The following is a 14,345-nucleotide window of genomic DNA, read 5'->3' as shown; positions in this document are numbered from 1 at the left end:
TGTTGCTGACGATGGTGAGGTCTTTGATGCCCAAATCAATCAAGCCGTCAATGAGTTCAGCAGGTTGTCCTGCGGTGCCAAAGCCACCAATCATAATGGTTGATCCATCTTTAATTTGCGACAAAACCTCGCGAAATGAGGTCGCACTTTTATCTATCATTTGACAACTCCACTGTGCATCATGAAATGATTAATTGATTGGAACTAGAAATTAGGCAGGATGAAAGAAGCCCTTTGGCTTAATCTACTCAATCCCGAGTAATTTAATTAGAATTCCTTTGTCTGCTCATTTTTTATAATTTTCGTCTAAACTTCTAGCATTAAAACACGCTATTGTTCGATTACAAACAATATTGTTCGACTATCGCACAATAGTTATTTTTTTAGATATCCTAGAAAATACAGATTAGAGTCATTAGAAGTGGTTAGTGCGATGGACAATCCAAATCAAAAACAGGACAAAATCCTGCAAAATCCAGAAAATAAAAAAATCATTCGTCATGAAGATTTTATTGCTGGCATGGGTAAAGGTCTTGCGATTTTAGAAAGTTTTGGAAATGGGCGTCATCGCTTAAATATCTCCATGGCAGCTGAACGTACAGGCTTAACTCGAGCAGCAGCACGCCGACATTTATTGACCTTAGAGTACCTCGGCTACCTAGAACATGACGGTCATTATTTTTATCTAGCGCCTAAAATCTTAAAGTTTTCAGGTGCATATTTGAGTGGAGCTCCCCTCCCTAAAATTTCACAACCACTGCTCAACCTGTTAACCAATCAAACATCACTTATTTTTTCAGTGATGGTGCTCGACGGTTATGAAGCAATTACTGTGGCTCGTAGCGCAGCCCATCAACAAACGGATCGCGTTAACCCTTATGGTTTACATTTAGGTAATCGTCTACCTGCTCATGCAACTTCAGCAGGTAAAATTTTATTGGCACATTTAGAACCCGAGCAACAACTAGAATGGCTTGAAAAATATCCTCTGAAGCGCTTAACCAAATATACTTATGTTGATAACGCAGAATTCCTGAAATTACTAAAAGAGTTAAAAGAACAAGACTGGTGTTATTCTTCTGAGGAACATGAGCTTGGCGTCCATGCGCTGGCTGTTCCTATTTATAATGGTAATTCTAGAGTCGTTGCAGCACTCAATATTGTATCCCCAACGATGCGTACAACCAGAGAATACCTCATTCAACACATTCTACCGTTACTGCAAGAAACAGCACGAGAACTTAGAAATGTGCTTTAAATGTTTGAAACAATCTTATCAGATTCAACTTCTGAAGTTGCATCAGGACGTAAAACTTTTCTTTGATAATTCTTCATCCATGGAGACAAGCCGTAATAAGCTCCATTTAATTGTGAATAAACAATCAGCTCATGACGAAAGTGATTAAAATACACACGATCAACTTTACCTGGATTTTTCCAAAATTCCGATAAAGCACCCTGATAAGTTAAATCTGGCAAGTTATAAAGTGCACGTCCCAAAACTTTCACTGGAATATTATGAAATAATGCCTGAATTCCAGTGGTGCTATTAATCGTAACCATACCTAGACTCTGTTTTAAAACAGTAGGTAAATGTACATCACAAAAATAATGTACACGTTTCTCTACACCAAACTTTTGGGCATATTGTTGAATCAGTTTCGTATAGTTTCGATATCCCCGATCCATAGGATGATGTTTTAATAACAAACGATGTTCAGAATCTGCATGTTCTGCAAAACTTTCAATGACGCTCTCAATATAACTTTCAACTTTCTTTAAATCACTATGTATCCGCACCTGAAAATCATTATGTACCTGTAATGCAAACACATAATATTGATGGTTATTTTCATTTAGAAAATTATAAAAACGCCTATCTTCTACTAATCTATTTTTAAAACGTCGATATGCTGACACTAACCAACATTTCAATTCAATTAAAGGTGAAATACCACGATGATGTTTATAATATGGATAGAGCAGCGTTCCTAAAACCCAAATAAAATAATAAAAAAGTGCACTTCTTAGTATTTTAGCATAGTTAGTTTCAACAGGAATGAAATCATCCTGAGCAATATTTTTTTGTGGACGTGGTTGAGCGTTTAAATGCAAGGCAAAATTTGAAAAGAAATTTACCCCTTCTTGTTCAAAGGTAATATAATTTGGACGAATATAACCTTCTTCAAATGCAAAAAATTTAATATTTAATTTATTGGCGATTTGATTTGCAATTCGGTGATATTTTCTACAATCGCCGAAACAAACCATACTGTCGATTTGGTGCGCATTTACAAAATGCTCAATCCAATTAGAAAAATCTCCAACTCGACCTCGAAAATGAAAAATATTGGGCTTTGAATGATAATAAAGCCAATCTCCAGCATTTAAATTAAGTTTATAACATTCAATACCTTGATCAGTGAGCCATGTTGAAAGCTGACTAAAGAAGTCTCCCATTGGGCCTTGTAAAAGAAGCACTTTTTTTGATGAAAGCAACTCATCTAAATGAACTGACATTTTAAAGTCTATTTCCTAATTCTTAGACGCCTAAAACTTGTAAAAACTTTACTAAAAAAGGATGGTGAATATATTTTGGGTTGCCTAATTAATGGCTGTAAATAATCAATTACATGTTCAGGCGTAACAAGTGGAATACGCATTTTTTGCGTAGCCTCGATATTATACACAGGATACTGGATTAAAGACAGATATACCAACTGTTCAAAAGTAAGTTGTTTTTTCCTTCTGTGACAAATATGTCGATCTTGTGTTAATCCCCAACCTGCATAAAAAGGAAGTCCATAACAATAAACTTTTAAGCCTCGTAATAATGCTTCAAATCCACTTAAAGAAGTTATTGTGTGAACTTCATCACAAATTTTAAAACATTCTAGAATAGATGCCTTTAATTCAATTTGATTTGCGTATTTTAAAGCCAAATCTTCTAAAATATGTCCAACACGTAATCCTGAATAAACATCTGGATGTGGTTTATAAATAATATAACTATCGGGATTATTAGCTCTAACTGTTTGTAGTAAAGTGAGATTCTCTTTAATATCTACACCACCAAGCTGAATTGACATATCATCTTCAACCTGTCCAACAACTAGAATAACCTTATCGACATTTTCAGGGCGAACTAATTTAATATGTTCACCAACGTTATATTTTGAAATTTGTAAATCAACTAATTTTTTAATTAGTTTTTGACTTCTTAAAATTTGCTCGTGGTTTAATTCAACTTCATTTAATAAATTTTCAAGTCGAGAGGCTCTGGTCGCATCATAATAAATTCCAACATCATCAAAAACCAGTGAATGTGGACGAACTAAAGCTGCGCCTAAACCTAGCGACCGAATAAAACCATCTTCCACGGTCATCACATTCTGATATTGCTTTTGTTTTAGAAGGTATGCTTTTTTTCCCCACGCTAAAATATTTTGCTCTTTATTAGGTGAAAGTAATTTTTTAAACATCAGCTTTGCTTTAGGGAAATCTAAAAAACTGGCTATAAATTTTCTTTTCCAACGGCTAAACCCCACAGCAGCCAAATTGAGTTGTAAATTTTTTTGAAACCCAATATTTGGAATTAAAACGTCAATAATCTCTTCTAAATCACAACGCTGCTGAGTAATGGGTGATACATAGCGAGCATAGTGAAAATAAGCACAGGCAAAAAGATGCTCAAGGCTTTTCTGCTTCTGACGTCGCCCTTTTAATATATGTATAGGTGCGTACTGATCTTGCGTAAGCCCCCAACCGGCATACCATGGCACTCCAAAACAATGTACCGTTTTCCCACATAAAAGTGCTTCAAACCCAAGTTGTGAACTCACAACATAAACATCATCCATATATTGTAGCAATTCAATTGGGTTGTAATTTTCACTACATATGTGTATTTGTGGATGCTGCAATTCAGTGGAAGAAAAATGTCCTTTTGCTTTTCCTGCTATAACATCAGGATGCACTTTAACCCAAATGGTTGCATCTGGATGATGCTCTAATGCAACTTTTAACATCGCTTTAAAGCTGTCTACATTTGCACCTGCATATTGAATAGATTGGTCACCAAAAGTTTGATCAGCGACTAAAATATGCTGTCCTGTACTGAAATAATTTTCTGGAATAGGTACAAATTTTTGATTATATTTAGTAATGCCATGATCTAAGATTTGTTGAATTGCTCGCTTCGCACGAAAAATATCATGCTGATTTTCAGGCTGTTGAATTACTTTTTCTAGATCAGAAACTTGGGTTGCATCAAAGTAAATGCCACTTTCATCAACAACCAATGATAGAGGTGGATAACCTTCTTTTCCTAATCCAAGAGAACGAATAAACCCATCTTCTAAACTGATACATTGTAAATTATGTTTTTTTGCATACTCTTTCGCGTGAAAATAGCTCGGCTTACGCCCCCAGCCAACAACAGCCTTATGATCACATCTGCCATTTAAGAAAACATGAAGATTAGCGATTTTTGAAATTTTTTTATTAGGAAAAATAAACATCTATAACATCAAATTAAGAAAATTACTTAACAAAGTATAAATGATTTTCCATCAAAGTAAGATTTTTCTTGTTATGAGAAAGCATGACTCGCTACATGCAATTCAATGATGATCTGCATCACGCAGAGTATCAATCAATAGCTTGTACACAATATATCCAATGATAACGATAACTACAACAGCAATTAAGAGTACTAACATATAGCCCCTTTCCATTCCTTTGCCTCTGATCAAAATATCACATTTTTTTGCACAAAAGTATACATTTAAGATAAAATTTGCACACAATTTATCAATAATGAGGATTAATCAACTTATAATAGTTACAAATAAATGCTTTATATGACACTGAGTAAAAATTAGTACTATAAGAAGTATATTGAAGAAATCAATATATTAAAATCACCAGAAATGGTGGTTTTTCTAAAGAATGGATAAGATACAATACTGAAAAATATTTCAGTTTTGATAACCTTAACATAGTTGTTTTATTGGAAATTTATGAGTTGAATCTCTTTTTTTAAATCGAATTAGACCCTCTAATATGTTTAAAGTAAAATTTTTCCAATTATATTTTTGAACCAATATAGAATTAATTTCTAGTGTTAGATTTTCTGAAATTTTTCCCCAGTCACTCCAGTTGATTGACTTAGAAAATTCAATATGACTTATCTTCTGTAATAGATCTATGTTAATAGCTCTACTTGGAATAAACACTGGTGCACCGCTCATTGCAGCTTCAAGAACACATAATCCAATCAACTCAGTATGCGTAACAAAAAAAAATTAGATGATGCTAGGGCGTGTCCTCATTTGGCTTTACACCAAATCAACATGTAAGCAATGTAAAACATAGACTGATAATTTCGTGCAAGCTTATCAAATCAAGTCGCTACCGCTCTGAAATGTTTTAATATTACAAAGGCATTTTCTATTAAATACCTGATTATAGCCTTATATTAGCGATCAAATAATATGCCTGACCGATCTCACAAATTAACTGCTTTGCAACTTAATATTCATGGACTTCACCCCAGTGATTTTAAAATCAATCACTAATCAATGCGTGTCGGTTTCAAGATGGATTTTGTGGTTCATCCACCTCTAGACTGGCCAATTGCTCGCTCGAAACCATGCCGAGTTCCACTTACATGCTGGTGCGTGGTATGTAGCTTCCGTCAATGAATACCCATTCTAGATCCAATACGTTTCGTAGTTTAAAAAGTGATTCCATAAACACTTACTTGTCCAATGATTAAAGCGGTTATGTACTATTTTCCAAGGCCAAAATTTTTCAGAAATATCATGCCATATCGCACCTGTATGTAATTTCTATAAGATATCTTATTGATATGTATACTTTTTTCTTAAAAAGAATAATCATGCAACTGCATAGTAAATTGAATCTGTTGCCAAATATTATTAGTAAATAGAGCATGTACTATTGAAAAAATATACAAATAAAAATGATCTAAAAGAACTCATTAAAACGAATTTTTCAAATTAGAATAGGCCTTAAAATCAACTTAATAATTAGTAGTAAATAATTCTAAAAATATTATAAGATATAAGTAGAAATTTTGAAGTAAAAATCAAATCTACTTAACAATTGAATTCATTGTACAAAATCAGGCATCAAACTCATGATATATAGCTCATTTGATTTAAGAAAAAATCATATATTAAAGCATCCACAAGTCCAAGTAGTATTACACAAAAATAATAAGAAATTAAATTTCAATATTAGAAAAGATTTTTTTGCACAAGAAAATTTTGATTTAAACGAATATTCTAAAATATTTACAGATGAATATCCAACTCCAGAAGTATATACAGCATATGTAAAAAATATCTTAGTATCACCAAAATCAGTTGGACTACCAAGATATTGGGCCATGTTCTTTGACAATCATTATATTTATAATTTTATTAACGAACATGCTAAAAATTCATTCGAATCAAGAAATATTTTTAAAAGATTACCTGAAGACAAAATAGATTTTCATTCCGAAAAAATTAAACCAATCTATATTCCCGGTAAAAGTGTCTGGCTTTATACATTTAAAAATATGGATCATTTAGTCCGAGAATGTCTACCTGCTCTATTAACCCTGAAAGAGATTAATGAAGATTACAAAAACATAAATTTCATCATTCCTACTACCAATCAAGATATATTAGAAATACTTTATGCATTAGATATTCCAAATGATAATATTATTCAAATAGACAGTAAATGGATAAAATTCGAAGAACTAATATTACCATGCTTTAGTAGCTTTGGGCATCTACACACCCCAACTGATTATTATCTTAATACATCTAAGCTTTTGAAAGATGAAATTTCTAAAATGAATATAGAAACAATTCAGCCAAAAAGGTTATATATATCAAGAAGAAATGCGAAGATGAGACGTTTATTAAATGAAGATGTTCTTCATGACGGGCTGAAGAGCCGGGGCTTCACAATTATAGAGCCTGGAGATTTTTCAAAAATTGAACAGATTAATCTTTTTTCAAATGCAGAAATCATTGTAGGACAGCATGGTATGGGAATTGCGAATGCTGCTTTTTCTGGGGAATTAAAATTGTTAATTGAAATAATGTCGACTACATATAATCGTGTAAGTTATTTTAGAACAGCACAGCTATTAAATTGCAACTATTCTGCTTATTATGTAGAACCACAAAATAAAAAATATGCTTTCCCAAATGATCCATCAGGAGATATTTTATTAGAGCCAAATTTATTTTTTAAATATCTTGATGATCAGCTAAATAAGATATAAATCAACTAAAATTATAAAGTGGCTTGCTATAAAAAGCCCCTTATAAATCAGGGGCTTCTCAATTTTACTTCTGCTTAATTGCCTTATATAAATGTCCTATTTTCCTAAAAGCTTGATATTTAGAATCACCAAAAAATCTCTCTGGATTATATATAAGTTTTGAAATCTTCTTTTCAACTCTTACAAGGCTAGAACCATCATCATTAATCATTTTGGTTTCAATTTGATCTTTTTTCGAAACTTTCATTTCACTTACTACATTTGGCTTCTTATCAACATCTGATACCTTAACTTTATTTTTAACTTCAGCAATTAACTTAGGTTTATCATTGTTAACTTTATTTATTAGGTTAACACGATCCATAGGAGAAAAAATTTCTCTCAAATTAATATAACCAGAAGGATTCACAGAAACCAAATGCTTAAGTAAAAATTTAACTAAAAATTCAGTATAAGAATTAAATTCATTTAATGATAAAAAACCAACTTGATTATTCAAAATATCAGTAACAATATCTAAATCATTTACATCAAAAGTAAATCCTTTTTCACCATAAAAGGCTTTCCCAATTTGAATTGGTTTCAAACCATAATAAGCTGCTTCCAACCCCGCTTGTGAGCAGAGTGTGATAACATGAGAAGAATTAGAAAAAAGCTTTTTAATATTATAATCCTCTATAATTTTAATACGCTTTTTATCATCCTCATTGAAAAGATTTATAAAATCAGATAAAGAATCTTTAGTTAAGCTTTTATAAATATTAATTTTATTTAACTCCCATGGATGGGCCTTAAAAATAATATTAAAATTAGTCTTATCTAAAATTTCTCTAATCATTTTCTTATACGTAAGTAATGAATTATATTCATTTAAATCAGATTCCAAAATTGAAAAATCATTAATAACCTGACCTAAAATAGTAACATTTTTATTACTATTCTCAAATTTAATATCATCACATGTACTTTCTAATGGCTGAACAACATTCTTATTGTTCATTAGCCTAATTTTATTAATAGCTTTATGTTCATCTTTCTTATATAAAAAATAATCATCATAATCTAATTTAATATTCGAATAATAATTTTTATACCCAATAACTGAATTATTAGGAATCACATTATATTGAAATTCACAATAGTAATCTAATCCTGTAAAACTTGATTCAAACAATAAAGGGTTTGTTACCCTAGTCTCCAAACACTTTAACAATACTTTTGAATAAATCAATGCACCAGAAAAAATACAACAATAGCTATATACTTTATGTGCATCTAAATAGCTTTTCCAAAAATCAAACCAATAGCATACAGCAGCCATATTCAAAAGCAGAGGTTCTTTATTTTTTTTAAGAATTTCTACAAACAATTCATAGTCATAAACAATACTGCTATCAACCCATTCTTCTTTAGGAATTAGATAGGAAAGTAATTCAGATCTAGCTATATGAAAAACATTATGTCCATCGATGCTGAATTCATACAAATCCTTTGCATCCATCTTCTGAAGCAAATCACAATATATACCAAGATTACTCTTTTTGGAAAAATAGTTACCATATAAAGATAACCATGATTTATCTATATTCACAAAATCATATTTAATTTTATTTTTATTAAAAAAATCAAATAAACTTTTGAAATTTCGATCATGAAAATGCAAATTATCTGCAAATAATATACTTAATTTATCTAAACTCATTTTATACTTTCTCTGAATCTAAGAATATATTTTCTTGAATGGCTGTAAGCTTATCATCTTCTGGAACTAACTCTCTATAAACATCTATGTTCTGCTTAATTACTTCTTGCCAAGTATATAAATTATTTGGAATATCATTAGAAAATTTCAGCATAGATTTATATATTGAATCTTTCTTTGAAATATCATTAATTCTTTCTGAATCACTCTTTATATTTCCAGATAGAATTATTCCATTTAAATTATCTTTCAAATAATCTGTTACCATCCCAATATTAAAAGAAATAATTGGAGTTTTACTAGCGATTGCTTCTGGTATATTTGCAGGACCACCTTCAAACTTACTTAACATAAGCAAAAAATCTATTTTATTATATAAATCCTGAAAGCAAGGGTATGGCAAATATTCATATACATCTACTTCATATCCCCATTGATTTAGATAACTAGCATCTTCTAAACGACCCTCACCTACTAAAATAAATTTAAATTTAGTATTATCCAAATGTTTGATTAACTCATATAAATATGCTTCACCTTTTACCTTTCTTCCATATCTTTTTGAAATCAAACCAAGTGTTAACTTTTCTTTTTTTTGATAATTTCTTTTTTTGTTTATATTAAAAATATCACTATTATAACCATGTGGTATAACAACTGTTTGTGTTATTCCCAAATCATTTAATATTTTCTCTTGATTACTATTTAAACAAATTATTTTTTTTGCTTCTTTATAGCGATCAATAAATTTATCAATACTTAACCAACTATCAGAATCATTTAGATCATGATGTACAGTAACAACTGAGTTTTCCTGCAATTTCTTTTCTAGATGTGGTCGATAATAGTGATAAATATCCATATTTTCCAATGGCTTTTCACTGACATGAATTTCACATTCATTACTATATCTTTGAAAATATCCAACAATTGCTTCATATATACCACTATTCACATTATTAGACATCACATGATTAATTTTCATATTTTATTCCTATAAATCAATCGCATATTTAGTTGCTAAAGCGATTTTATATAAAACTTCTGTAATACCACGAGCAATTTCAACTGGTTTTGCAGTTACTTTAGGTAAGACTAAAATTTCATCACCTTGTTGGATCTTATAACGCTCGCCAACCAGTAATGCTTCCCCATTTTGATGGAAAACAATAATTTTTGATTTATTGGATTTCTGGCTAAAACCACCTACTTGTGCAATATAATCTTTCACACGCATGTTCGGTTTGTATTCAACACCATTTGGGAATGTGACTTGACCATTCACCATAACAACCGATGTTTGTTCTGGAATAACAAGCACATCACCTTGTTGTAAGATCACATTATCCAAATGTTTTGGATCGAGCACGACCTGACCTTTTGGCTGAACAGAACGTGCTTTTTGCACAAATTTTTCTACTAGTGCCGCATCTTTCGTACGCAATTCTGACTCTTCTTGGGTACTTGAATTCACATTTAATGTCGACTCTTCAAGTTTATCCAACAAGGTGTTGAGCATTTCTTTTTGGCGTTGAGCAACCGAAGGTCTAAAGAGCTGGATTGCTCCCACTTCAGACAAAGCATTTGGTTTAATCTGCTTCAGTACTTCGGACAATTTTGAACCATATGGTAAAACTACTGCATGTGCACCTTTATGTGCACCCTCTACACGCACCTGAATAGTGCCTGCATAACGATCTGCAGTGACTGTAACCTGATCACCATCTTGTAAAATGACATTTTGTGCATCTGCTAAAGAATAGTATTCACTACGATATTCTGCACCTTGACGACGCATAATACTGACATTGGTTGCACCTGGTTTTAATTTAGCAACAGATAACGCTTGGGCAACAGTTAATTGAGAGACATTAAATTCAAAATCATAGGCATTAAAAACTTCACCACTGATATTAAAGGTATGTTGTCTTGGTGCAACAACAATCACGTCACCATCTTTAAAACTAAATGGTAAAATGCGACCTGCAATCAAAAATTCATATAAGTTTACATGCTGCATTAACTTACCATTACGCATGATATTAATATCAACATAACTTCCGCGCTCAGGATCAACCCCACCTGCCCGATCGAGATAAGCCAACACTGTATCATTGGCAACGCCACCATAGTTACCTGGTTGGTTGACAAAGCCCGTCACCAGAACTTTTACTGGTTGAGCCTGTTCTAAAGCGGCATAGACACCTACATTGGCAACATAAACTCTTCGAATATTCGACTCAATCAGCTTTTGCAAATTTGCATTATTTGTCCCTGCAACCTTGACTGGCCCAACATTGGGTACAAAGATATTGCCCTGCGGGTCAACCGTTAAAGTTCCTGCAAACTGGTACGCGCCCCATAGACGTAAATTAATATTGTCACCTGGGTTAATGACATAGCTGCCATTAAAAGTTGAACCTGCTGTACTCGCAAAAGCCCCTTTAAAGAGTTGCGAGCCAAACATATTTTTCGCATTCGGATACTTAATCGAATTACTCGGCGATAAATCTGTTACAGGCTGACTAGGTAAAATCGTTTGATCAGTAACAGCCTGCGTACGTCCAACACTTGCAATCGAAGCGCTTTGACCTAATGCAGCTAAATCTGCTGGCACCATATTACTTGTATTATCGGCCGCAAAAACAGAGCTCATACTGACAGTTAATGTTGAAATGAGTAAGATTTTCTTCATGACTTATTCTCTATGTTCACGGATGATGGAATGAACAAGCACACCAATCCCAAATATAATGTTCAGCAAAATAAATACAGTTACTGAAATATAAACTTTACGTGGATACAACGCATCTTGCGCCAAACGTGGCGTAGAAATAACAACCAACTTCTTTAGTTTCCGTGAAGCTTCTAAACGTGCTTTTTCCAAAGAAGCTAAAGAAATTTTATATAAATCTGTTGCAAAGGTGACTTGAGCTTTGAGCTCCTCAAAATCTGCGACTTTTCGGTTGAGTTTTTGAGTATTCGACGAGGTTAATTTGGCATTTTCATCATCAATTTGCTTTTGAACGGCCGCGATTTGGCTTCGAATCGCAATGACTTGCGGTGCATCTGGATTTAAGTAGCTCAATAAAGTACGTTCTTCTGTGGTCAGTTGAGCTAAGTTACCTTGCAGATTCGCCACAATCATTGAAACAGCTTTTGCCTGAGTTTCTGGATCAAACATTTCATTTTTATTCTGATATGCCAACAATGCATCACGTGATTGATTTAACTTCTGAGTAGCTTCTTTCACTTGCTTTTCAGCAAACTTTAATTGCTCTGTCGCAAGACTTTGTGAAATATGATTAATAAAAAGATCACTTTGATTCAAAATTTCTTGGTTTAACTTCAATGAAAACGCAGGTGAAAAACCTTGAGATGAAACCTGTAGCATCATAGTTTTTTCATCGAGCTGAACATTAACTCTACTTTGAAAATATTGAACCAGATCTTCAATTGGAGCATCTGGATGTAATGAAAAAAATGGATCACTTTGTGCAGTAAATGCTTTGCGTAAATTGAGCGTTTTATCTAATTTTTCAACCATATCCCGTGAAGTGATATATTCTTTTAGAATATTGGTATCCTCTCCACTGGTATTGGCAACACCCAATAATGCGCTTAACCCACTCGTATCAAATGATGCTGTCTCCCCAACCTGTTTGACCAGTAGTACAGATGAAGACTCATAACGATCTTTTGCAAAAAAACATAGATATAGAATAATAATAATCAGTGGCAAAATAACAAAACCGCCATATGCAATGATCAGTTGTTTATTTATTTTGGATTGCATATGCTTTATACACCTCTACCGCATCCTGAACATTTTCAAAATATTCTGCTTTTCCGTCTCTAACCAAGAATGCGACATCGCAATTTCGAGTTAAATCATTTAAGTCATGTGAAACCATAATAATATTGGACTTTTCTTTTAGCTCATCTAACAACTTTTGGCTCTTCTTGCGGAAAGATGCATCACCAACAGCACCCGCTTCATCGAGCAAATAGTAATCAAAATTAAATGCCATACTTAAACCAAACCCGATCCGTGAACGCATACCGGAGGAATAACTTTTTATTGGCATATCAAAATATTTACCAATTTCGGCAAAATCTTCCACGAAGTCGACCACCTGTTGGACTTCATCTTCATTTGAAACATATAAACGTGCGACAAAGCGTACATTTTGACGTGCTGTCAAGCTACCTTGAAAGCCACCCGCCAAAGCCACAGGCCATGAAATAGATTTTTTACTAAGAACTTGACCAGAATCAGCATAGTCAATGCCACCAATAATTCGAAGCAAGGTGCTTTTTCCTGCTCCATTTTTACCGAGCAAGGCAACACTTTTATCCTCAGGTAAAATTGCATTTAGGTCTTTAAAAACAAAATGACGACCTTTCGGCGTGACATAAGATTTTGTTAAACGACGTAATTCGATCATTTCGATTTCACCATACGGCGCTCAAAACGTTTATATAGAAGTAAACCGAGAAATAGACTAGCTACTGTCCATATCCAAAAATAGATAAGGCTAATACCTACAACCAATGGATAACTCGGTGACACCGCATGCCGCATCAATTCAATAACATGAATGATCGGATTCCAAAGTAAATATTGTTGATACTGAACAGGAATAAGATGAATTGAATACACGATTCCTGAAAGGAAATAGAGCACTGTAAAAAAAACAGATAAGAACTTTCCTAGTTCCTTCGAAAAATCGCCGATCACCATAAAAATCAGGCTACAACCAACCATAAAGACAAATAATGACAACCAATACCCTAATAACTCAGGTATAGCCTCAAAACTCATATGGTAACCAAACCAAAGTACAATCACACTGAAAAAAACATAGGTAATGAAACTGAGAAAAAGCTCTAAAAGATTACGTGCCAACAATGCATCTATTGGGCGGACAGGTCGATAGCTAAACAAACCTTGATTGGATGCAGCAGCACTTAAAGCTTGAGATATTCCCGTTCTAAACATAAAAAAAGGAATAATGCCATTAATTAGAAAAATTTCATAATCAATACCAGGTAAAGTTCTCTTCATTATGGTTCCAAATAGCAGCACCATAATCCCAATATTGAATAATGGTTCAAGAAAAACCCACAAATATCCCAATCGGTAATGACCAAATCGCGTTTGTAATTCTCGTAGAAACAATGCACGGATTGCAGCATACATCACCTGAAGACCACCACGTGGTTTGAGATGAGGTAATTTTCTTCCTACAGGGAGGGTCATATTAGGCTCTTGAATGTTATCTAGGATGATCTAAAAACTGTATTTTTATGGTGAGCCATCATACATAGTTC

At 33.0% G+C, this 14,345-nt stretch carries 11 protein-coding genes; 2 read left to right on the top strand and 9 right to left on the bottom strand.

Annotation, left to right across the window (positions count from 1 at the left end; all coding sequences use genetic code 11):
- Positions 1-160, bottom strand: a 160-nt coding sequence (locus C1A47_RS14760; RefSeq protein ID WP_319921969.1) for a CoA-transferase, incomplete at its 3' end; no start/stop codon positions are given.
- A gap of 273 nt (positions 161-433) precedes the next feature.
- Here C1A47_RS14760 and pcaU point away from each other — a divergent pair.
- Complete coding sequence (gene pcaU / locus C1A47_RS14755) at positions 434-1,258, top strand: IclR family transcriptional regulator PcaU (RefSeq protein WP_111895784.1); 825 nt, start codon at positions 434-436, stop codon at positions 1,256-1,258.
- Here the strand turns inward: pcaU and C1A47_RS14750 are convergent.
- Positions 1,255-2,520 (bottom strand): capsule biosynthesis protein, encoded by a 1,266-nt coding sequence (locus C1A47_RS14750; protein ID WP_111895783.1) that lies wholly within the window; start codon positions 2,518-2,520, stop codon positions 1,255-1,257. The genes pcaU and C1A47_RS14750 overlap by 4 nt on opposite strands.
- An 8-nt stretch (positions 2,521-2,528) precedes the next feature.
- Entirely contained in the window at positions 2,529-4,520 is a 1,992-nt protein-coding gene (locus tag C1A47_RS14745) for a capsular polysaccharide biosynthesis protein (protein ID WP_111895782.1), read from the bottom strand.
- Positions 4,521-6,163: 1,643 nt separating this feature from the next.
- Here C1A47_RS14745 and C1A47_RS14730 point away from each other — a divergent pair.
- Positions 6,164-7,309 (top strand): glycosyltransferase family 61 protein, encoded by a 1,146-nt coding sequence (locus tag C1A47_RS14730; RefSeq protein WP_111895780.1) that lies wholly within the window; start codon positions 6,164-6,166, stop codon positions 7,307-7,309.
- A 64-nt stretch (positions 7,310-7,373) separates the two neighbouring features.
- Here the strand turns inward: C1A47_RS14730 and C1A47_RS14725 are convergent, their stop codons facing one another.
- The 6 genes from C1A47_RS14725 to C1A47_RS14700 are packed head-to-tail and all read right to left on the bottom strand — an operon-like array spanning position 7,374 to position 14,274.
- Positions 7,374-9,011: a hypothetical protein gene (locus C1A47_RS14725; protein WP_111895779.1), complete on the bottom strand. Its 1,638-nt coding sequence runs from the start codon at positions 9,009-9,011 to the stop codon at positions 7,374-7,376.
- 1 nt (position 9,012) lies between these two features.
- A complete protein-coding gene (locus C1A47_RS14720) occupies positions 9,013-9,996 on the bottom strand; it encodes a glycosyltransferase family 4 protein (protein ID WP_111895778.1) in 984 nt (327 codons plus the stop codon).
- 9 nt (positions 9,997-10,005) lie between these two features.
- A complete protein-coding gene (locus tag C1A47_RS14715; protein WP_111895777.1) occupies positions 10,006-11,706 on the bottom strand; it encodes a polysaccharide biosynthesis/export family protein in 1,701 nt (566 codons plus the stop codon).
- A gap of 3 nt (positions 11,707-11,709) precedes the next feature.
- Complete coding sequence (locus C1A47_RS14710) at positions 11,710-12,807, bottom strand: capsule biosynthesis protein (RefSeq protein WP_111895776.1); 1,098 nt, start codon at positions 12,805-12,807, stop codon at positions 11,710-11,712.
- Positions 12,788-13,459 (bottom strand): ABC transporter ATP-binding protein, encoded by a 672-nt coding sequence (locus C1A47_RS14705; RefSeq protein WP_111895775.1) that lies wholly within the window; start codon positions 13,457-13,459, stop codon positions 12,788-12,790. Before C1A47_RS14705 ends, C1A47_RS14710 begins: the two co-directional genes overlap by 20 nt.
- A complete protein-coding gene (locus C1A47_RS14700) occupies positions 13,456-14,274 on the bottom strand; it encodes an ABC transporter permease (protein ID WP_227539794.1) in 819 nt (272 codons plus the stop codon). Before C1A47_RS14700 ends, C1A47_RS14705 begins: the two co-directional genes overlap by 4 nt.
- Positions 14,275-14,345 lie beyond the last annotated feature (71 nt).

Origin of the sequence: Acinetobacter sp. MB5 (genome assembly GCF_003261585.1) — a bacterium.
Lineage (GTDB): Bacteria > Pseudomonadota > Gammaproteobacteria > Pseudomonadales > Moraxellaceae > Acinetobacter.
This window is presented reverse-complemented; position numbering and strand designations above follow the sequence as displayed.